The 21161-nt window shown below is 40.4% G+C and carries 19 protein-coding genes; 7 read left to right on the top strand and 12 right to left on the bottom strand.

Annotated features, from left to right (window positions below):
* The first annotated feature begins 9 nt into the window (after positions 1–9).
* Both recG and ABLB96_RS00610 read left to right on the top strand, forming a co-directional pair.
* Positions 10–2055 (top strand): ATP-dependent DNA helicase RecG, encoded by a 2046-nt coding sequence (recG, locus tag ABLB96_RS00605; RefSeq protein ID WP_348895714.1) that lies wholly within the window; start codon positions 10–12, stop codon positions 2053–2055.
* Positions 2048–2683: a phosphoribosyltransferase family protein gene (locus ABLB96_RS00610; protein WP_348895715.1), complete on the top strand. Its 636-nt coding sequence runs from the start codon at positions 2048–2050 to the stop codon at positions 2681–2683. Before recG ends, ABLB96_RS00610 begins: the two co-directional genes overlap by 8 nt.
* Positions 2684–2685: 2 nt before the next feature.
* Here the strand turns inward: ABLB96_RS00610 and ABLB96_RS00615 are convergent, their stop codons facing one another.
* The gene (locus ABLB96_RS00615) at positions 2686–3087 is read right to left on the bottom strand and encodes an NUDIX domain-containing protein (protein ID WP_348895717.1); all 402 of its coding nucleotides are present in this window, start codon (positions 3085–3087) and stop codon (positions 2686–2688) included.
* Between the two features lie 14 nt (positions 3088–3101).
* Positions 3102–3683, bottom strand: coding sequence for a TIGR00730 family Rossman fold protein (locus ABLB96_RS00620; RefSeq protein ID WP_348895718.1), 582 nt, complete (start codon positions 3681–3683; stop codon positions 3102–3104).
* A gap of 157 nt (positions 3684–3840) precedes the next feature.
* On the opposite strand from ABLB96_RS00620, the gene ABLB96_RS00625 reads away from it, so the two are divergent.
* Positions 3841–4854, top strand: a complete 1014-nt coding sequence (locus ABLB96_RS00625) for a magnesium and cobalt transport protein CorA (RefSeq protein WP_348895719.1) — start codon at positions 3841–3843, stop codon at positions 4852–4854.
* Between the two features lie 74 nt (positions 4855–4928).
* Here the strand turns inward: ABLB96_RS00625 and ABLB96_RS00630 are convergent, their stop codons facing one another.
* From ABLB96_RS00630 to dxs, 9 genes are all read right to left on the bottom strand, one after another.
* Positions 4929–5216 carry a lipid asymmetry maintenance protein MlaB gene (locus ABLB96_RS00630; protein ID WP_196085716.1) on the bottom strand — a complete coding sequence of 96 codons (288 nt, stop codon included), beginning with the start codon at positions 5214–5216 and terminating at the stop codon, positions 4929–4931.
* 11 nt (positions 5217–5227) lie between these two features.
* Positions 5228–5869, bottom strand: coding sequence for an ABC transporter substrate-binding protein (locus ABLB96_RS00635; RefSeq protein ID WP_348895720.1), 642 nt, complete (start codon positions 5867–5869; stop codon positions 5228–5230).
* A 26-nt stretch (positions 5870–5895) separates the two neighbouring features.
* Positions 5896–6579 (bottom strand): outer membrane lipid asymmetry maintenance protein MlaD, encoded by a 684-nt coding sequence (locus tag ABLB96_RS00640; protein WP_348895721.1) that lies wholly within the window; start codon positions 6577–6579, stop codon positions 5896–5898.
* Entirely contained in the window at positions 6579–7355 is a 777-nt protein-coding gene (gene mlaE / locus ABLB96_RS00645) for a lipid asymmetry maintenance ABC transporter permease subunit MlaE (protein ID WP_348895722.1), read from the bottom strand. The genes ABLB96_RS00640 and mlaE overlap by 1 nt, the downstream gene beginning before the upstream one ends.
* On the bottom strand, positions 7352–8170 hold the full coding sequence (locus ABLB96_RS00650) for an ABC transporter ATP-binding protein (RefSeq protein ID WP_004712625.1): 819 nt from the start codon (positions 8168–8170) through the stop codon (positions 7352–7354). The genes mlaE and ABLB96_RS00650 overlap by 4 nt, the downstream gene beginning before the upstream one ends.
* A gap of 126 nt (positions 8171–8296) precedes the next feature.
* Positions 8297–8467 carry a hypothetical protein gene (locus ABLB96_RS00655; RefSeq protein ID WP_348895723.1) on the bottom strand — a complete coding sequence of 57 codons (171 nt, stop codon included), beginning with the start codon at positions 8465–8467 and terminating at the stop codon, positions 8297–8299.
* A gap of 110 nt (positions 8468–8577) precedes the next feature.
* Positions 8578–10443, bottom strand: coding sequence for a DEAD/DEAH box helicase (locus ABLB96_RS00660; protein ID WP_348895724.1), 1866 nt, complete (start codon positions 10441–10443; stop codon positions 8578–8580).
* A gap of 410 nt (positions 10444–10853) precedes the next feature.
* Positions 10854–11684: an inositol monophosphatase family protein gene (locus ABLB96_RS00665; protein WP_348895725.1), complete on the bottom strand. Its 831-nt coding sequence runs from the start codon at positions 11682–11684 to the stop codon at positions 10854–10856.
* A gap of 119 nt (positions 11685–11803) precedes the next feature.
* The gene (dxs, locus tag ABLB96_RS00670) at positions 11804–13708 is read right to left on the bottom strand and encodes a 1-deoxy-D-xylulose-5-phosphate synthase (protein WP_348895726.1); all 1905 of its coding nucleotides are present in this window, start codon (positions 13706–13708) and stop codon (positions 11804–11806) included.
* A gap of 303 nt (positions 13709–14011) precedes the next feature.
* Here dxs and ribA point away from each other — a divergent pair, with 303 nt between their 5' ends.
* The 3 genes from ribA (at position 14012) to aroE (ending at position 16659) form a co-directional block, all read left to right on the top strand.
* Entirely contained in the window at positions 14012–14614 is a 603-nt protein-coding gene (gene ribA / locus ABLB96_RS00675; protein ID WP_001121170.1) for a GTP cyclohydrolase II, read from the top strand.
* A gap of 128 nt (positions 14615–14742) precedes the next feature.
* Positions 14743–15693 carry an oxygen-dependent coproporphyrinogen oxidase gene (gene hemF, locus ABLB96_RS00680; protein ID WP_348895727.1) on the top strand — a complete coding sequence of 317 codons (951 nt, stop codon included), beginning with the start codon at positions 14743–14745 and terminating at the stop codon, positions 15691–15693.
* Positions 15694–15870: 177 nt separating this feature from the next.
* On the top strand, positions 15871–16659 hold the full coding sequence (aroE, locus tag ABLB96_RS00685) for a shikimate dehydrogenase (RefSeq protein WP_348895728.1): 789 nt from the start codon (positions 15871–15873) through the stop codon (positions 16657–16659).
* Between the two features lie 47 nt (positions 16660–16706).
* Here aroE and ABLB96_RS00690 read toward each other — a convergent pair whose 3' ends face one another.
* The gene (locus ABLB96_RS00690; protein WP_348895729.1) at positions 16707–19058 is read right to left on the bottom strand and encodes a hypothetical protein; all 2352 of its coding nucleotides are present in this window, start codon (positions 19056–19058) and stop codon (positions 16707–16709) included.
* Between the two features lie 256 nt (positions 19059–19314).
* On the opposite strand from ABLB96_RS00690, the gene ABLB96_RS00695 reads away from it, so the two are divergent.
* On the top strand, positions 19315–21138 hold the full coding sequence (locus ABLB96_RS00695) for an acyl-CoA dehydrogenase C-terminal domain-containing protein (protein WP_348895730.1): 1824 nt from the start codon (positions 19315–19317) through the stop codon (positions 21136–21138).
* The last annotated feature ends 23 nt before the right edge of the window (positions 21139–21161 follow it).

The following is a 21161-nucleotide window of genomic DNA, read 5'->3' on the forward strand; positions in this document are numbered from 1 at the left end:
TGAGGGGACATGACTTCAGTCCATCAGTTACAAGGCGTTGGATCGGCTTCAGCAGCCCTACTCGAAAAACTAAATATTTTTACCACAGATGATTTACTGTTTCATCTGCCGCGTGATTATGAAGATCGCAGTACCATTATTCCTATGAATCAATTGGTGGTTGGCCGTAGTTATTTACTTGAGGGTGAAGTCAAATCTGTTGATTTCCCTCCTGGTAAACGTAAATCTATGGCTGCATTAATACAAGATGAATTTGGTAAGGTGACTTTACGCTTTTATCATATTTATAAGAATTTAACCGATAAAATAAAACCGGGCCATCGATTACGTATTTTTGGTGAAGTTCGTGTAGGTGCGAGGGGGCTTGAGCTTTATCATCCAGAAATTCAGCTCATTAATGAACATACACCTCTACCAAAAACCCAGCTCACGGCAATTTACCCGAGTACTGATGGCTTAACCCAACCCAAGTTACGTGAATATGTTAAACAAGCTTTGAAACATCATAGTGATGCTTTACCAGAGTTGCTTCCCAAACAATATACAAACGGATATGCACTCAAAGAAGCTTTACATTACATTCATGAACCTCCTGTCGATGCCAATATGCTTCAATTGGCCGAAGGTTCTCACCCTGCTCAGCAGCGCCTTATTTTTGAAGAACTGGTCGCACATCAAATTAGTCTACTCACACGACGTGCTTATATTCGCCAAATTGCATCGCCTGCTTTCCCGAGCAGCAAAGTACTCGCAAAAAAACTTTTAGAAGGTCTACCCTTCCAAATGACCAATGCACAAAAGCGTGTATCCAAAGAAATTTTAAATGATTTAAAAAAACACCAACCTATGCTGCGTTTAGTACAAGGTGACGTGGGTGCAGGGAAAACCTTAGTGGCCGCAGTGGCCGCATGTCATGCATTAGAAGCCGATTGGCAAGTTGCATTAATGGCACCGACCGAAATTTTGGCAGAACAACATTATTTAAATTTTAAACGCTGGTTTGAACCTTTAGGTATTAAGGTAGCTTGGTTATCGGGTAAACAAAAAGGTAAAGCTCGAGCGCAAGCTGAACAACAAATTAAAGAAGGACATGCCGAACTCATTGTGGGTACTCATGCCTTATTTCAAGATAACGTTGAGTTCGCCAAATTAGGACTGGTTATTATTGATGAGCAGCACCGTTTCGGGGTCGATCAGCGATTGGCCTTACGTAATAAAGGCGCTGAACAGCTCACGCCACATCAGCTGGTGATGACTGCAACTCCTATTCCTAGAACACTGGCAATGAGTGCCTATGGTGATTTAGATACATCAATTATTGATGAATTACCGCCAGGCCGTACCCCCATTCAGACAGTGACTATTCCTCTAGATCGCCGCGAAGAAGTGTTGCATCGAATTGCTACAAACTGTAGAGAAGGTAAACAAGCTTACTGGGTATGTACTCTTGTGGAGCAATCCGAAACTTTAGATGCTCAAGCTGCCGAAGCAACTTACCAAGAAATGAAAGAGCGTTTTCCCGAACTTAATATTGGTTTAGTGCATGGCAAAATGAAAGCTGATGAAAAGCAAGCTGTCATGCAAGCATTTAAGAATAATGAATTACAGCTCTTGATTGCGACGACTGTGATTGAAGTTGGTGTAGATGTACCTAATGCGTCTATTATGGTCATTGAAAATGCTGAACGATTGGGACTTTCACAGTTACACCAATTACGTGGTCGTGTAGGACGAGGTGCAAAAGCCAGTTTTTGTGTTCTCCTTTATAAACCACCTCTTTCACAAAATGGCCAAGAAAGACTTTCAATTTTAAGAGAAAGTAATGATGGCTTTGTGATTGCAGAAAAAGACCTTGAATTACGAGGACCAGGCGAACTCTTAGGAACAAAACAAACAGGTGATATGGGGTTTAGAGTAGCGCGTTTAGAACGTGATGACCATTTACTAAGCCAAGCACATTATGTTGCAGAACAGGTTTTAAAAAGTTATCCAGAGCAAGCTGATGCACTCTTGAAGCGTTGGCTCCCTGAAGCTCCTCGATACGCTTATGTTTAAGTTGTTCAGCCCTCAATATCTTTTTCAGTTATTGTCCCCTTGCCTGTTATGTGAAATAGGAACGCGGGACAAGTACTCGCTTTGCAAAGAATGTTGGGAACAACTACCGTGGCTTAAACAGTCTATCCAACGTAATCATCAATCTGTTCTGGTGGCATGTCACTATGTATATCCACTTAACCAGATCATTCAGCAGTTTAAATATGAACAGAAATTACATTATCAAACCTTGCTTGGCGAAATTTTACAGCAATTAAAATTTCCTAAAGTGCAAGCCATTGTACCTATGCCTATTTCTAAGCAACGTTTAACTGAACGTGGTTTCAATCAATCCTTACTACTCGCCAAACTTTTAAGTAAGCAACTAAAAATACCAGTTTGGCAACCTGTACAGCGCCTTAATGAACACTCTCAAAAAGGGTTATCTCGACTCGAAAGATTTGAAAATATTGAACAGCAATTTGTTGCTATCAAGCAAGAAAAAAGACGTTACCGTCGTGTGCTTATTATTGATGATGTAATCACAACAGGAAGTTCAATTTACGCTTTGAGTCAGGCCCTCAAACAGCTAGGATGCACATCTATTCATGCAAGTTGCCTAGCTGCTGCCTCATCTACATCTTATTAAAATTATAAAGTTGTAGATAAATTCTGCTCACACCATGGAATTACAATTTCTTTGGTGAGTGGTGCAAGTTTAGTCTCTGAATCATTAAATTTTATCCACTTCATTTCAGCAATTTCCGCTGCAATTTGTGGAGATTGTTCCAATCGAACTAAATACAAATGGCTAATCAACGTATGGTCCGGTTCATTAGCAGCTGCTGTCTCAAAACGTCCTATAAACTGCTCTATTACGCACGAGCTACCTATTTCTTCCAAGATTTCACGTTGTATCGCCATTTCTGGAGCCTCATTCGGCTCCAGCTTACCGCCGACTTGCATAAAAGCTTGTGTATTACGCTTTCTGACAAGCAATAACTCATTTTGTTCATTTAAGATCACTGCAGCAGCAACCGTAATTATTTTCACCGATTTAACCTCGTTTATGGTTGAACATCTGCATTAGTCCATTTAGGAGCAGGCGGCTGATACTGTTCAAATTGCTGAAGAATATCCTCAATTTTATCCGATGCGATCAATTTATCAGCGAATCGTGCTTGGCTAAAACCTTTATCTACAGTTCCTTGAATCATTTTAAGCAAATCTTCATAAAAGCCCGCTACATTTAGAAAAGCACACGGCTTTTGATGAATACCTAATTGTGCCCATGTCCATTGTTCAAAGATTTCTTCCAATGTACCTGCCCCACCTGGTAAAGCAATAAAACCGTCCGACAGATCTGCCATTTTGGTCTTACGCTCATGCATATTCTCGACAACATAAAGTCTTGTCAGTCCAGGATGAGCCAACTCGCGATCGACCAAAGCACGAGGAATGACTCCAATGACCTGCCCGCCGGCTTCTAAAGCACTATCCGCGACTACGCCCATTAAACCTGAACGACCACCACCATAAACAAGTGTTTTTCCTTGTTTGGCAATAGTTTGGCCGGTTAATTGAGCAATTTGTTGAAAGATTGGATCTGAACCAAGTGATGAACCACAGAAAATACAAATTGAATTCATAGTATAAAAACCGTTTTATTGAACTGTCATGCTGACAAACTAGACTATCGACAGAGTTTTTTTTTACAAAATAACGTATTGGCAAGTGTTTTTCGGCAAATCCTTGTCTAAAATACACCCATCGATTTCCATCAGACTGCGTGAGGAAAAAAGACACATGCTTGAAGCCTTTTATGCCACAGAACGCGGAAGTCTGGAAGATGCCACCATCAACGGTGGATTTGATCTACATCCCGAATTAGTATGGCTTGATCTGATTGCACCCTCTCAAGAAGAGCAACAATGGGTCTTAGATGCCTACAATCAGAACTTACCTACACTCAAGTCACTCGAAGATATTTCATCCTCTGCTCGATTTTACCGCGATGATGACGGTATTTTGCATATCAGCACCTATTTTTTAACGAAAAATAAAAATTATCAAGTTGATGGAGATGCTGAGGACTCATCACACATGCTTGCCATGGTGCAAACCGTCGCATTCATTTTACATAAAGATCGTTTATTTACTTTACGCGGTGAAAAGTTAGTTGCATTTCGTGCATTCCGAGCGCGAGCTCGCCGTAATGACTATGAAATGGATTATAAAGATCCAACCTGGATTTTATTGGGCTTACTTGAAGCAAAGCTGGATGAACTTGCGGATATCTTAGAAGATATCCACAAAGACCTAGAAAAATACTCTACCGAGGTTCTCAACAACCATCAACGTGAGAAAATTTTAGATCTTGATGACATGATTACCCGCTTAGCTCAACAAGAAGACATGCTTGGAAAAGCGCAGCTTTGCTTGATTGATTTGCGTCGTGTATTAACGTTTTTATCTCGTCCACGCGCACTAGGAAGTCACATCTATGATGCTGATATTCGAGAGCTCAGTGAAGACGTCCGCTCGCTTGTTGAGCATGATGCGTTCTTATTCCAAAAAGTACGATTCTTGCTTGATACAACCTCAGGGTTCATTAACACTGAGCAAAACGATACGATTCGTCGATTCTCGATCTTACCAAGTATGTTAGCACCACCTATGCTGATTGCGAGTATCTATGGGATGAACACCGAGGTATTACCTTTTGCTCACGGTAAAAGTAGTTTTATTGCTGTCTTAATCATTATTTTTGGCTTCTTTATCGGCCCTATTATTTATTTCCGCTGGAAAAAATGGATTTAAATCCTGTTCGACTCATCGAATCTTTTATATAAAAAAAGCACCTAAATTTAGGTGCTTTTTTTATCTTTGCATAATCAGACTAAATGTAAGTCTTCTTGCAAATGACAAGCTTGAATGATTTTCAGCATCTTCTCTGGAACATTTTTAAAATGCAAACCAGACTTTTGTGGTGTTTGACGTAACCATTGGACCAATACAGCCAATGCTAACGTATTACCATGCTCAAGCTGTTTTAAGTCAACAATTAAAGGAAAGCTTGTCTGCTTTTTAATAATCGCCAATCCCGCTTGATATTGATGTTCAGCATTTTCAAAATCGATTTTGCCTGAAACAACTAACTCTTGGTTAAGATACTGAACCACTCTTCACTCACTTATTTTTGTTTGTTCTGATTAACAGCAGCATCTGCATCAGGTTTGAACGTAGCAATTGCTTTATTCAAATCGCCACCATTACGTTTTACAGTTGAAGCAAACTGGTTGCGGAACTGTAAGCCTAAATCAATACCAGAAACATTGATGTTACGGATTTTCCACTGCGAACCTTTGTCTGCCAACTGGAATGACACAGGAATTTTATCGCCATTGTGGTTAAAGTCCAAAGTTACAACAGGACTTTTGCCTGCTGTCTCTTTATAAGGACGCATGGTGTAAGTTTGGTTTGTGTACTTAGCAAATGCACTACCGTAATTCTCAATTAATGTATTACGGAAGTTTGTTTCAAACTGCGCACGTTGTGCAGCTGTACTATACTGATTAGTCGCATAAGTACCCATTACAATACGTGTGAACGATTGTGAATCAACATACGGGTCTAAATTTTGACGTATAATTGTTTTCACTAAAGCTGGGTTATTTTGCAACTTAGCATGATCTGTTTTTAAACGAGCAATCAAGCCATCAGCAACACGCTTAATAAAATCAGGTGGTGCTTCTGAAGGTGCAGCAAAAGCTGTACCTGCAATCATAGTAGATAAAACACTTGCTGTAAGGGTTTGTTTAAACAACTTATTCACCTGGAACCACTCCTTCAAATAATCTCTTACTCAACAAATGACGTCTGTGCGCTGCTGTCAGTACTTGCAGGAGCTTTTTCTTCTGCTGAGGATGATGAACCAGCGGCAACTTTACCTACGCCACCACCAGTAATAAATTTACTAATTAAATCTTCTAAATCCATTGTGCCTTGGGTATTGGAAATCGTAGCGCCACGTTTAAGATAGTTCAAACCACCACCCGGTACGATTTTCAAATATTTTTCACCCAATAAACCATTGGTTGCAACCATTATATAAGCATCTTCATCAATACTTGTAATGGAGGACATGTTACTGATCAGTTGCTGTTCCATTGTTTTTTGTTGCGCTGGAGTCGCTTGGGTATAATCAGAACTATAACGTAATTCGTCTAAAGCATTTTTTTGAACTTCTTTTAACTGTTCAGCATTAAAACTTGTCAGTTTTCCATCAAGATCAAAAGTTACTGTCGCTAGGCGTGTCACCGGATCAAGCGTGATTGAATCAACGCGACCAATCGTCACACCACTCATTGTTACTTTAGCACGTGGTTTAAGTCCATTAACGTTATCAAACTGAGCTTTCATGGTGTAACCTTCGCTCAAGTTTGTACCTACTAAACCACTGACTTTCATCGCTAAAAAGAATAAAGCAATACCGAAGATAATGACAAAGATACCTACGGCCAGCTCACTAGTACGTGATTTCATTAAATCCCTCCGAACATGACCGCAGTCAACACGAAATCAAAACCTAAAACACATAATGAAGAATATACAACCGTTCGGGTCATCGCCGTTGCAATGCCTTCAGGTGTTGGATCACATGCATACCCTTGGAAAACTGCAATCCATGTACAAAGTACAGCAAACACAATGCTCTTAATGATGCCATTTACTACGTCGTGGCCGAATTGAACATTATTTTGCATACCACTCCAGAAGGAGCCTTCATCAACGCCAAGAAAGTCAACACCAACCAATTTACCGCCAACGATACCAATCGCAGCAAAAATAACGGTTAACATTGGCAAACTGACTATGCCAGCCCAAAGACGTGGCGATACGATTTGCTTTAAAGGATCAACACCAATCATTTCCATACTGGCAAGCTGTTCACTTTGTTTCATTGAACCAATTTCAGCAGTTAATGCAGAACCTGCTCGTCCAGCAAACAGTAAAGCAGCAACAACTGGTGCAAGCTCACGCAGCAAGGTTAAAGACACCATTGTGCCTAGCATTGATTCACTACCAACATTGACTAATATTGAGTAGCCTTGCAATCCAAGTACCAGACCAATAAACAAGCCAGATACCGTGATAATGAGTAAAGACATTACCCCTACTCGGTGCATTTGATAGACAAAACGCCCAAAACCACCCGACGAAGGTAATGAAAAAATAATCTGTAAGAGCATCAGTGCCGCAACACCAATCCCTCGAATCCGCTCAATAACGAGTCTACCTAACCAGGCAATCGTATTCATGGACGAACCTCGTTATCTAAATAAGCTTGGTGGCTAAACTGGTATTCAACCGGACCTTCAGCCGAGCCGGTTAAGAACTGTTTTACAAATGGAGAAGCATATGCTTGCAATTCTTCTGGCGTTCCTTCCCCTTGAATTTTTCCTTCTGCTACAACATAAATGTAATCAGCAATAGATAGGGTTTCCGGAACGTCATGCGAAACAATAATTGTGGTTAAATCTAAAGCTTCTCGCAATGAACGAATGAGACGTGTTAAAACACCTTTCACAATTGGGTCTTGCCCAGCAAAAGGTTCGTCATACATAATTAAATCTGGATCAAGCGCGATAGCACGAGCCAAAGCAACTCGTCGATTCATACCACCTGATAGTTCAGTAGGCATCAGCTGCTCTGTTCCTCGTAGGCCAACAGATTCAAGCTTTAAAGCGACGAGTTCAGCAATGAGATTTTCAGAAAGTTTCGTATGCGCACGAATTGGAAAAGCGACATTTTCATAAACCGACATATCGGTAAATAAAGCCCCACTTTGGAATAACATTCCCATACGCGCACGCGCTGCAAACAATTCCTGCCGTGACATTTGAGCAATATCTTTACCATCAAGCAAAACTTCACCATGATCAGGGACAAGCTGCCCGCCAATCAGACGTAATAAAGTCGTTTTACCTGTACCAGATGGTCCCATAATGGCCGTAATCTGGCCTCGACGTATATTTAAACTAATATTGTCATAAATGACGCGTTCCCCTCGATTAAAACTCAAGTTTTTCACTTCAATCAGTGATTGAGTCGAGAGAGGAGTTTTATTATTCATAATGGCAATCATTCCTGCACTTTTATGCCCGCATACTATAACACTGAATTTTGGGAATCTTGTTGTAATTTTGACAAAAGCAAAAACAATCAATTTATAAATATGAGTTCGTTTTTTAAAAGAAATTTATTGATTGAGAACTTGAAACTGATCTACGAAATGACCTGTTAATAAAGCGTAGGCAAAATAAATCCCATTGCACAAAGCAAGTACAATAAAAAGATATGGCAAACCATGTTGAAGTAACATTTTACTCAACCCTGCCCAAGGTGGTTCTTTTCGATTAATTTTACGCATTATTACAATAAATGTTGAACTATTTCACACTTTGTTATTTTATAACAAAACTGAAAAATAAAAAAGGCCAGTATTTCTACTGGCCTTTCTTTAAACTAAATACTTGCTGATTAACGGTCGAATTTACGACGCGGTTTATCATCAAAGCTACGACGTGGACGATCTTCACCACCGAAGCTGCGTTTTGGACGATCTTCGCCACCAAACGCTGGACGCTCACCACGTGGTTTGTCGTCAAAGCTACGACGTGGCTTGTCATTAAAACCACCTTCGCGACGTGGACGATCTGAGTTGAACTCACGACGTGGACGGTCTTCACCACCAAACGCTGGACGTTCACCACGTGGTTTGTCGTCAAAGCTACGACGTGGACGATCTTCACCACCGAAGCTACGTTTTGGACGATCACCAAAACCACCTTCGCGACGAGGTTTATAATCTACACGGTTACCACGGTTGTCATCATTCGAGTCAAAACGCGGTTTATCATTGAAACCACCTTCACGACGTGGACGATCTGAATTGAACTCGCGACGTGGACGGTCTTCAAAACCACCTTCACGACGTGGGCGATCAGAATTGAACTCGCGACGCGGACGGTCTTCACCACCGAATGGACGATCACCACGTGGTTTGTCATCAAAGCTACGACGTGGACGGTCATCACGACCACCTTCACGACGTTTGAAGTTGCTTTCGCCTTCAAAACGACGACCACCACCGAAACCGCCACCACCACGACGACCATCACGACCACCGTTGCCACCACGACCACGACCACCGCCATCACGACCTGAACGAGCAGGAGGTGGAGATGGCTCTAAGCCTTCAATTTCAGAAACACTTAGACGTGCTTCTAAATATTCTTCAAGTGCACGAATCTTACCGCGCTCACGATAAGTCGCTAAAGTAATCGCTTGACCTGTACGACCAGCACGACCTGTACGACCAATACGGTGTACATAATCTTCGTGCTTCATCGGAAGACCAAAGTTAATTACGTGTGAAATAGTTGGTACGTCAAGACCACGAGCAGCAACGTCAGTCGCAACTAAGATCTTTGCACGGCCTTCACGAATGCTACGTAAACGACGGTTACGAACTGTTTGTGGCATTGCACCATGAAGCGCAACAACTGAATGACCTGCTTCTGCAAGTTCTTCAGCCAACATGTCTGTATCTTCTTGAGTGCTTGCAAAAACTACAGCTTGATCTAAGTTTTCATCACTTAACCAATGGGTAAGTAATTTTTTCTTATGCTCAAAACCGTCAGTCCAATGCAATGTTTGCGTAATATCTGTATTGGTTGAATGACCTGTTTCAATTGCGATACGCATTGGATCTTTCATCATGCATGCTGCAAGACGAATAATACGATCAGCAAATGTTGCAGAGAACATTAATGTTTGTTTACGGTTAGCCGCTAATTCACTAATTGCTTCTAAGTCTTCAGAGAAACCTAGGTCAAGCATACGGTCCGCTTCATCAACGATTAAAGCATCTACTTGGTCTAATTTAATTTGACGACGATTTACCAAGTCAAGTAAACGACCTGGTGTTGCAACAACAACTTGCGCGCCTTTTAACTGTTGGATTTGTTTTGCAAATGGCATACCACCCATAATGGCAGCAATACGAACACCTTTCATGTGACGTACAAATGCAATTGCATCTTGACTTACTTGCTGTGCCAATTCACGAGTTGGTGAAATTACCAAGATGTTCGGTTGAGTTACAGCTTTCATGCGTTCTTTGAATGGAACGAATGTTTCTTGACCTGCCAAGTTATTTAATGTTGGCAATAAGAATGCAGCAGTTTTACCAGAACCAGTCTGGCTTGAAACTAGAAGGTCTTTACCTTCTAAAGCTGCAGGAATAGATTGTTCTTGCACAGGAGTCGGGGTAGTAAAACCTAAACCTTCAAGCGCTTGTTGTAAGGTTTCATGCAAAGAAAATTCGGCAAAAGTTTTGCTCATAGAGAGTTTCACCCTAATGGGTGCTCCATTTTTAATAAATACAAAATAGACATCGGCACAAAGCGGCAAAGCAAAATGAGCTGAATCTTATTATTCAGCAGCGATCCGAGTAACGACGATGTGGACTAAACGCACGCTTGATTACGGCCGAACCTGAAGAATCGCTGAGCGATCGGGGCGCAAGTAATGGTCCTCTCTATGGACAGCGTGCGCTTACAATGAATAGAACAGAATGTTCAGGTAATGAACGGAAATTTAAGTGCGTGGGCGGATTATAGCAGAAAGAATTTAAAAGTCATGTGTTTTAATCAACTTTCTCGTTATTTCTATTATTATTTGTATTTTACCGATCATTAAAAAGTTAAAACCCTCTATAAAAAGAGGGTCTTAACCGAGAAACTATTTCTAAATTATTTTGCAGCTTTGTCCCAAGCTGGAACAACGGTTTGCATTAATGGCTTTAACATTTTAAGTGAACATGCAATCACTTGACCATTTTCAAGTGAATCATTTCCACCACGAGCATCAACAACTACACCACCCGCTTCTTTAATAATAAGCTCACCAGCAGCGATATCCCATGGTTTTAAACCAAGTTCAAAGAAACCATCAAAACGACCAGCAGCAACATACGCTAAATCTAGAGCAGCTGAACCACCACGACGGATTTGAGCACCCGCTTGAGTCACAGCTAATAATGAAGCAAAGTGTTGTTCTGCATAAGATACAATTTCACCAGCACGTTTAGCGCGGTAAGGATGACCTACTGCCAAGAATGTATTTTCTAAAGTATCTTTTACATTTACACGAATACGGCGTTGGTTCATCACTGCACCGCGACCGCGACTTGCAGAGAATAATTCGTCACGTACAGGGTCGTAAATTACGCCGTGCTGAGTAACGCCTTTGTGTTGAACTGCAATAGAAATACAGAAATGAGGGAAACCATTAATAAAGTTTTGCGTGCCATCAAGTGGGTCAATTACCCAGCACCAGTCTGCATCGTGGCCTTTACCTTCTTGCAAACCGAACTCTTCACCTAAGAAGCTGTGGTTTTTATAACTTTTACGTAATGTATCAATCGTCAATTGTTCTAAATAACGATCTACACGTGTTACTGGGCCATCAATGCCTTTCTCTTCAACTTGTAAATCGAGTTTATGACGATTTTGATGCGCTTTTAAAAGCTCTTGACCAACTGTTTGAGCCGCACGCGCAGCCATAACCACCATAGGTTCCATTGAACACCCACTACAAGAAATTTGAAGATTTTGACAAAGAATAATGCATAAAAGCGCAAACATTTTAGCAAATGAATGCGCTTTATGGGAAAAAATGTTTCAAAAATTTTATTAAAGGCTTAAACCACCTGATTTAGCTTAAGCCAAGCTCTCTCAATTGAGTTCAAAATTCCCTTAGCATCTAGGCCACAATCTTGGAGCATTTGATTATGTGAAGCCTGATGCAAGAATGAGTCTGGCAAACCTAAGTTGATGATAGGTTTCACAATTTGTTCTTGTGCCATGAACTCGTTCACTGCACTACCTGCACCACCCATAATCGCATGTTCTTCAACTGTTACGAATAAATGAGTGTGTTCAGCCAAGTCTCGAATTATTTGTTCATCCAGCGGTTTTACAAAGCGCATATTTACAACACGCACGCCAACATCATGTTTTTGTGCAAATTGCTCAGCAGCATCTATAGCCACCATGACACGACTACCAAATGCTAGAACCGTAATTTGTTCATCACTATTTGTTTTAATTTCTGCAACGATTTCAGCTTTGCCTAATTCAAGAACAGTCATTTCTTTTTGAATTTCGACACCCACACCTGCACCACGTGGGTAACGTACCGCAGCAGGTCCATTATAGACATAAGCTGTATGAAGCATTTGACGGCATTCATTTTCATCTTTTGGTGCCATGATGACTATATTTGGAACAGTCCTCATATAGGCATAATCATATGCACCAGCATGTGTTGGGCCGTCTTCACCCACTAAACCCGCACGGTCAATCCCGAAAGTCACATCCAGATTTTGTAATGCAACATCATGAATAAGCTGGTCGTAACCACGCTGCAAGAAGGTCGAATAAATAGCGACAACTGGTTTTAAACCTTCACAAGCCATACCTGCTGCAAGTGTCACAGCATGCTGCTCTGCAATGGCTACATCAAAGAAACGCTGTGGAAATTGCTTGGCAAATTTAACCATGCCTGAACCTTCACACATCGCAGGTGTGATCGCAAGCAGGCGTTCATCTTGCGCAGCTTCATCGCATAACCACTCACCAAACACATCAGAATACTTAGGTGGTGTTTTACCACCTGAAGTCGCATTAATTTTACCAATGGCATGATAAGTAATCGGATCTGCTTCAGCAGGAGCAAAGCCTTTACCTTTTTTGGTATAAACGTGGACTAAACGAGGACCTTTACGTTTTTTGAGTGCATTAAAAACTTGAGCTAACTGAGTGACATCATGTCCATCAAATGGACCAAAATAATCAAAACCAATTGCTTTAAATAAGTTATCTGCTGCATCGGTTGCTGATTGGTGTAAACGAGAGTTATAGGTCCATTTTGGGTGGGGCTGAATATAAGCCTCACCATGTTCATCTACATTGACTAAATGACCTTTTTCCCAGATTGCAGCCAAATGCTTAGCGAAACCACCTGTACTACAAGAAATCGACATATCATTGTCATTAAGTACAACAATCAAGTCAGCATCATGTGCAACAGCATCATTCATCGCTTCAAAAGCCATGCCTGCTGTCATCGCACCATCGCCTACGATACAAACCACTTCACATGGGTCATTTTGATAACGGCGTGCAAGTGACATTCCCAAACCAGCCGAAATAGCTGTTGATGAATGCCCTACCCCGAAGGTGTCAAATACCGATTCATCTCTGGCAGGGAAAGCAGCTAATCCATTTTTTGAACGGATAGTGGTAATTTGATCACGGCGACCAGTCAGGATTTTATGTGGATATGCTTGATGCCCCACATCCCAAACTAAACGGTCATTTGGTGTATTAAAGCAATAATGCAGCGCTACCGTCAGCTCAACCACGCCGAGGTTAGCACCGAAATGGCCACCACTCTGGCCTGCTGCATATAAAATATATTGACGCAACTCATCAGCCACCTGTAGCAATTGGCTATGCTCGAGCTGACGTAATTGTTGAGGATGATCAATCGCATCTAACAATGGCGTAACAGGGCGTTGAGTAGGAATTTCGGTATACAACATATGTGGCAAAGCCTTTATAAGCCTGGCAAATCCTAAGCTGGGTCAAAATGGGTCGATCATACAATCGAATGAAGTCACCTTCAATCAGCCACATTTGCGAACGAGATCATGCAAAGCAGTCTCTCATACATTATGGGTATGGTTGGCAGATTATCCTGAATAATCTGACTATTTATCAACTATTATCGTCTTCTTTATACAAAAAAGAAAACCTTAGTGCGCAAAATGATTATGACAATTCGACCAATCTCCCAGCATTACGCTATACTTTAAACCGTTTTCGGTTAAAAGATGAGTTAATCTGTGCCTATAGAGTTCATTGCAACATCAAAACTCCCGACCGCTTTTGGTGAATTCAATATTTCTGTGTTTCAAGATCCGGCAACTGGTGAAGAACATGTGGCACTTTCTAAGGGGTTAGAAAATCCACCCACAGGCCCTGTTTTAGTCCGTGTACATTCTGAATGTTTAACAGGTGATGCTTTTGCGTCATTGAAATGTGACTGTGGCCCTCAATTACAAGCGACACAAAAACTCATCAATGAAGCAGGACAAGGTGTAATTTTATATTTACGCCAAGAAGGCCGTGGCATTGGTTTAACCAATAAAATTCGTGCTTATGCCCTACAAGATCAGGGACACGATACTGTAGATGCCAACTTGCTACTCAATTTACCTGCCGATGCACGTCGTTATGATATGTGTAGCATTATGCTCGACCACTTAAAAGTAAAAGAAGTGAAGTTAATTACCAATAATCCTTTGAAAATTCAGGCACTCAAAGATCAAGGTATTAACGTCGTAGACCGCGTACCTTTAACCGTAGGTCGTAATCCGTTTAATGAACAATATTTAAAAACTAAACGCGAAAGAATGGATCACCTTTATCAAAAAGATGATTTTTAATTCCGAGTCTAAAATTTTAAAACGAATACTTAAGGGATTTTTTCAAGATTTAGAAAAAATCCCTTACTTTTTTTATGGTTTTATGTTTTGATGTATTTAATTTATATCAATCATCTTTGAGGGTCATTATGCAACATCCGACTTCCACAGATATTCAACGTGTCCGCGAATTTCTCCTCGATTTACAAGCCCGTATTTGCGCTGGTTTAGAACAACAAGAAAAAGCTGGCGGTGGTACGGCAGAGTTTATTATTGATGATTGGGAACGCCCTGAAGGAGGCGGCGGTCGTTCACGTGTACTGCAAAATGGCACAGTGATCGAAAAAGGTGGTGTGATGTTTTCTCACATCAACATTAGCAAACTCCCTGCCTCTGCGACAGAACGTCATCCTCAAATTGCAGGTGCTAAAGCTCAAGCACTTGGCGTGTCTTTAGTTATTCACCCTAAAAATCCCAATATTCCAACCTCTCATGCCAATGTTCGTTTATTTGTGGCAGAACGTGAAGGACAAGACCCGATTTGGTGGTTTGGAGGTGGCTTTGACTTAACGCCTTTTTATCCAGATGAACAAGATGTTTTAGCTTGGCATCAAGCTGCTCATGATTTGTGTAAACCCTTTGGCGACAACGTTTATGCCGAACACAAACAATGGTGTGATGACTATTTTTATTTAAAACATCGTGATGAACAGCGCGGTGTCGGTGGTTTATTTTTTGATGATTTAAATTGCTGGGATTTTGAGACTTGCTTTAAATATATTCAAGCTGTAGGCAATGGTTATTTAAACGCCATTTTGCCTATTTTCGAAAAACACCGTGAACAGCCTTATACCGAAGCTCAACGAGAGTTTCAGCTTTATCGCCGCGGCAGATATGTTGAATATAACCTAGTGTATGACCGTGGTACTTTATTTGGTCTGCAAACAGGCGGCCGTATTGAGTCTATTTTAGTGAGCTTGCCTAACTTAGCTGCATGGTCGTATCGTCCTGAATGGGATGAAGACTCTCCAGAGAAACGTTTAACAGACTACTATTTAAAACCACGTGATTGGTTAGGTCTAAAAGAAAAAGTCGCTTAATTTTTTGTTTTGGAGATTCTTTGGCTTCCACCCTAAAGAGTCTCCTTTTTTGATTTCAACTTTTCTAACACCCTCCAAATATTTTTTCTTGTGCTAATTTGTCTTATAGTGAGGTCTGCTGAATATTCAGTATAGGCTTTATCTGCTTCATGCCATTTTAAAATTTTGGATACAAGAATGACCAAACAGTTTGCAGTAATTGGCAACCCCATCGAACAATCACGCTCTCCTGAATTGCATCATGCTTTCGCTGAAAAAACAGGTGTTGACCTGAACTATCAAAAACGTCTCGCCCCTCTCGATGGTTTTGAATCAAGCATGCGCAGCTTCTTTGCAGAAGGTGGAAGTGGGATGAACGTTACGGTTCCGTTTAAAGAGCAGGCTTTTGCTTTATGTGATGTATTAACCGAGCGTGCTCAAATTGCTAAAGCTGTAAATACGCTATGGATGAAAAATGGCAAATTGCATGGTGACAATACTGACGGTCAAGGCTTAGTTGCCGCAATTCAAGCATTAGAGTGGAACATTGAGAATACAACTATTTTAATTTTAGGAGCTGGTGGTGCAACTCGTGGTGTCATTTACCCACTTGTACAAGCTGGCGCTAAAAAGATTGTGGTTGCAAACCGGACTTTGGCTCGTGCAGAGCAACTGGTAAACGACTTAAAAACAGCAGTTCCACAAGCTCAATTACAAGCAATTTCTCTAAACGATTTAGAAGGAAATTTTGATATTGTCATTAATGCAACTTCTGCAAGTCTTTCAGGTGATGCTCTACAATTACCTGAAAAATTACAATTCAAACATGCTTACGAAATGGCTTATGGCAAACCTTCTAGTTTTCTAGATCAGGCGAAACAACGTAATGTGCCTTATGCAGAAGGTTTTGGCATGTTAGTTGGTCAAGCGATTGAAGCTTTTTATATTTGGAATGGTGTAAGACCCGACTTAAAAGATTTCCTATAAACAAAAAAAAGAACCTACATAGAGTAGGTTCTTTTTTATCTCATTTACTATTTTTTAGTAGCAACCATTTGCTTATAAACATCTCGGAAAATTTCATAATCAATAAATTCATTATGTTCAGGTTTTAAGTTCTGAATTGTTTTTTCCGTGAGCTGTTGTTTACGAGCGGCCACATAAACGTTCCCTAAAATATCAGCCGTTTCTGATAACAAATGCTTTTCTTCAGCAGAAACACCATTTTGTTTTTCAAATTCTAACTGATACTGTTTTGAGAACAATTGAGCTGGCTGTTTATATTGCTTCTGTAGCTTCTGCCAAGCTTCACGACCTGTTTTACCTTGTATCGTCGTGATGACAACATGATCGACAGCACGGCCTAATTCATGGTCAAACTGTTCATCTTGCTCAAGATGATGTTTTTTCTGTAAAGCAGTAATACGTTCTAAAGCTTTACCTTGAGGATTATAGGTATCTTCATCTGAGAACCAATAAGCATAAACCTCAGCAATTTCTTGTAACTGTTGAACCGAGTAATATTTAATATACGACGGTTTTTCCGCAGTCAATTTGGCAATGAATACGGCTTTATAAGTTTTGTCATAAGCATGCGTTGCATCATAGGTTTTATCTGCAAGTACAGCTAGATTGGTATCTAGATCTTGTACATCGCTATGCGTGCCCACTGGATGTTCTAAAACATCACCTTGACCCAGTTTGTCTCCAAAGCCTTTGATAAAGTTTTCCAGCATAGAACCTTTACTTGCTTCAGCTACAGACTTGGCTTGTTTAAGCTGATGTTGATCAATTGAGGTTGCTTTACCGTAGTTTAAAATTTGCATATCAGCTTTAATATTAAAGCTGTGTTTAAACTCAACTGGCGTATAAGCAACATCATAAGTCATGTTGACTGCACGACCTTTGTCATCTAAAGCCACATCAATCGTGATTGGATTTCTTTGCTTCGGTAAAGCTTGTTCAATCTCAGTCTTATGTTTTAACCATAAAGCTTTGAATGCTTCATCATTGATAAACTGGTTTTGGTTATAAGCTTCAAATGTTTGTTTTAAAGCGTCTCGGCGAGACTTGGTTTGAACTTTTTCAGCACTTGCAGCGCTCTGATCAAGCACATCTATACCGTAGACTTGGCAATAATCAATATCACCTAAAACAACTGGTTTTTTCAGTAACTTTAATTCAATACATTGATCTTCGGTGAGGGTTACAGCATCTTCACCTTGCGCATCTTGTACACCATCTGCAGCAGCGTCATCACTGGCACTATCTTCATCTGTTGAAGCAGAGGCAGCAGCCACGGCTTCTTTTGCAGTAGGAGTATAAGTATCCTCTTCATCACCATATTCAGAAGATGATGTATGACCAAAGTGAGCATTAACAAGTGAATAAAGTTGTTGGCTCACGGCAGCGGCATCATCAGAAGAAATCTTTTGTTCTTCTTTATTCGGAGCACCTTTTTTTGCCTCAGAGGCAGCGAGCTCGTTTGCTACCTTTTCAGCCATCTTTTGGTTGTCGAAACCTAACACACTTTTTTGCAAATATTTATCATTGACCTGACCATACAGCTCAACTTCTAAAAGCAACTCTTCAATGGTGGTTTTCAAACGAATTTTATCAACGGCTCCAGCCTTACGATCGGTATCTGTCAAAGATACACGTTGTAAGTTTTGCGGGTCAGCCAAACGATAAGAGACCGCACTAGATGATTTAACATATTCAATAAACTTCTTCATATCGACATTTTTAAAGAAGTCTTTGTACTTTGAAAAATCGATATAAGCTAAATTATTTTGATTCTCTTTGTTGACTAAATACGGCATCAAACCAAAATAATTTACGTAAAATTTATAATTTTCTAGATCAAGCACCATTGGCAATTTTGCCTGAACCAAAAGTGTCGGTTTTTCATATTTCGCAGTCAGGTTAAATGAACCCATTTTTTGACGATAATGAATTGAGCCGTCATAACTAAACTGAAGATCATTTAATAAGTTAAATAATACGGTATCAACTTTTTCTGAACGTGCTGATGAAGTAAGCCCCAAACTGCCTTGTTCATTCGCAATTGCTGCGTATAAGGTCTGTTTCTGCGCTTTATTTAAAGTAACTTTTTGCTCACGTAAATATTGATCTACTTTCTTTTGTAATTCAGCATCAAGTTTAGGTTTGTTCTCGGCTTTTACATTTTGTTTTGTTTGTGACGGGTCAACCGTGATTTTAAAGTTTCCGCGATAATCATAACTTGGGTATTCATACATCGCATTAACACTTTGTATGGCTTTTTGCTCTAAATTCGCAGATGCCACTTGTGGACGTACGCCATGCTGTGCACATGCCGTCAAACCCAAACTAAACAAACATAAACTGAGATATTTTAAATGCATAACTTTTTTTAAAACCTTATCGCTTTATCTTTTCAGCAAAACTTGCTAAAAATAAAAAATTAGTTGTTTTTTCACATAAAAGTATAAGATCTGACTTTATCAGAAAATATAATTTCCAGTGTATTTATTTTCGACAAAATTCGCTTTTCTGACACTCTTTTCGAGTGTGATTAACATTGTATTTTTATCATGCGAGTGAATAATCAAATCATCGATTCAGATAATCCCACAATGATTCAAAATTAGGATTAAAGCCATGCCAGCATATAAAGCTCCCCTACACGATATCCGCTTCTTAATGAATGAAGTACTAGATTACCCTGCTCACTACAAAACTTTATCAAACGGTGAAAATGCAGATCCAGATACAGTAGATATGATTCTTGAAGGTGCGGCAGATTATTGTGAAAACGTATTGTCACCTCTTAACCAGTCTGGTGATGAAGAAGGTTGCCATTTTGACAACGGCGAAGTTAAAACACCAAAAGGGTTTAAAGAAGCTTATGACCAATTTGTAATGGGTGGTTGGCAAGGACTTTCTTATCCAGAAGAATTTGGTGGTCAAGGCCTCCCAATGTCTTTAAACCTCATTAAATCAGAGATGATGGGTACTGCAAACTGGTCATTTACCATGTACCCAGGTTTAAGCTCAGGTTGTATGAACACTATTTTGCAATTCGGTACAGATGAGCAAAAGCAAACATATATGCCTAAACTTGTTGAAGGTACATGGAGCGGCACAATGTGCTTAACCGAACCTCAATGTGGTACAGACTTAGGTCAGGTTAAAACCAAAGCCGAACCTCAAGCTGACGGTACTTACAAAATCACGGGTACAAAAATCTTTATCTCTGCCGGTGAACACGATTTAACTGAAAACATCATTCACATCGTGCTTGCTCGCCTTCCAGATGCACCTGCGGGTACTCGTGGTATCTCATTATTCATCGTACCAAAATTTATGCCTACAGCTGATGGCGGTGTTGGTGAACGTAATACAGTAACTTGTGGTTCAATCGAACACAAAATGGGTATTCGTGCTTCAGCAACTGCTGTGTTGAATTTTGATAATGCAACAGGTTACCTAATTGGTGAAGTAAACAAAGGTTTACATGCCATGTTTACCTTCATGAATACAGCACGTATTGGTACGGCTGTTCAAGGTATTGCACATGCTGAGTTATCTTTCCAAGGTGCTCTACCGTATGCTAAAGACCGTATGTCTATGCGTGCGCTTTCTGGTAAGAAAGATCCAGACAAAGTTGCGGATGCAATCATTCACCATGCAGACGTACGTCGTATGCTCTTAACTCAAAAAGCAATCGCTGAAGGCGGTCGTTCAATGATTTACTACGCTGCTCAAATCGCTGACAAAATGACAGACGCTTTAACACGTGGTGATCAAGCTGCTTTTGAAGACTACGATGACAAACTTGGCTTCTATACACCGATCTTAAAAGGTTTCTTAACTGAACTTGGTTTAGAAGCTGCGAATCACGGCATGCAAGTTTACGGCGGCCATGGTTATATTAAAGAATGGGGTATGGAACAAATCGCACGTGATGCACGTATTGCGACCCTATACGAAGGCACAACAGGCGTTCAGGCACTCGATTTGATTGGTCGTAAAGTGTTGTTAAGTTCAAAAGGTAAAGTGGTTCGTGAATATACTGCTGAAATCTTAAAATTCTGTGCTACACATGCTCGTAATAAATACTTACGTCGTTTCGCTTGGGATTTAACAAAGCTTTGTGCGCAGTGGAATACCTTAACAGTTCGTATCATGCTTGCTGCACGTAAAGACCGCGACATCGTATCTTCTGCTTCTGTCGATTTCTTGATGTTCTCAGGCTATGTCATGATGGCTTACTTCTGGGCTCAACAGGCAGTTGTCGCTTCTGAGAAATTAGAGGCTGGTAATGGTCAAGAAACTCCTGAATTCTATAAAGCAAAAATTAAAGTTGCTGATTTCTACTTCGACCGTTTACTACCACGTGCTCAAGGTCATGCAGAATCAATGGTGACCACATCTCGTACACTCACTTCATTACCTGTTGAACACTTTAGTTTCGACTACTAATGACTTGTAAATACTGAAATTAA

The organism is Acinetobacter sp. XH1741 (assembly GCF_041021895.1).
Taxonomy (GTDB): domain Bacteria; phylum Pseudomonadota; class Gammaproteobacteria; order Pseudomonadales; family Moraxellaceae; genus Acinetobacter.

Coding starts and splice junctions, on each gene's coding strand:
- recG (WP_348895714.1), top strand. CDS start 10: ATGACTTCAGTCCATCAGTTACAAGGCGTTGGATCGGCTTCAGCAGCC.
- ABLB96_RS00610 (WP_348895715.1), top strand. CDS start 2,048: ATGTTTAAGTTGTTCAGCCCTCAATATCTTTTTCAGTTATTGTCCCCT.
- ABLB96_RS00620 (WP_348895718.1), bottom strand. CDS start 3,683: ATGAATTCAATTTGTATTTTCTGTGGTTCATCACTTGGTTCAGATCCA.
- ABLB96_RS00625 (WP_348895719.1), top strand. CDS start 3,841: ATGCTTGAAGCCTTTTATGCCACAGAACGCGGAAGTCTGGAAGATGCC.
- ABLB96_RS00640 (WP_348895721.1), bottom strand. CDS start 6,579: ATGAAATCACGTACTAGTGAGCTGGCCGTAGGTATCTTTGTCATTATC.
- mlaE (WP_348895722.1), bottom strand. CDS start 7,355: ATGAATACGATTGCCTGGTTAGGTAGACTCGTTATTGAGCGGATTCGA.
- ABLB96_RS00650 (WP_004712625.1), bottom strand. CDS start 8,170: ATGAATAATAAAACTCCTCTCTCGACTCAATCACTGATTGAAGTGAAA.
- ABLB96_RS00655 (WP_348895723.1), bottom strand. CDS start 8,467: ATGCGTAAAATTAATCGAAAAGAACCACCTTGGGCAGGGTTGAGTAAA.
- ABLB96_RS00660 (WP_348895724.1), bottom strand. CDS start 10,443: ATGAGCAAAACTTTTGCCGAATTTTCTTTGCATGAAACCTTACAACAA.
- ABLB96_RS00665 (WP_348895725.1), bottom strand. CDS start 11,684: ATGGAACCTATGGTGGTTATGGCTGCGCGTGCGGCTCAAACAGTTGGT.
- dxs (WP_348895726.1), bottom strand. CDS start 13,708: ATGTTGTATACCGAAATTCCTACTCAACGCCCTGTTACGCCATTGTTA.
- hemF (WP_348895727.1), top strand. CDS start 14,743: ATGCAACATCCGACTTCCACAGATATTCAACGTGTCCGCGAATTTCTC.
- aroE (WP_348895728.1), top strand. CDS start 15,871: ATGACCAAACAGTTTGCAGTAATTGGCAACCCCATCGAACAATCACGC.
- ABLB96_RS00690 (WP_348895729.1), bottom strand. CDS start 19,058: ATGCATTTAAAATATCTCAGTTTATGTTTGTTTAGTTTGGGTTTGACG.
- ABLB96_RS00695 (WP_348895730.1), top strand. CDS start 19,315: ATGCCAGCATATAAAGCTCCCCTACACGATATCCGCTTCTTAATGAAT.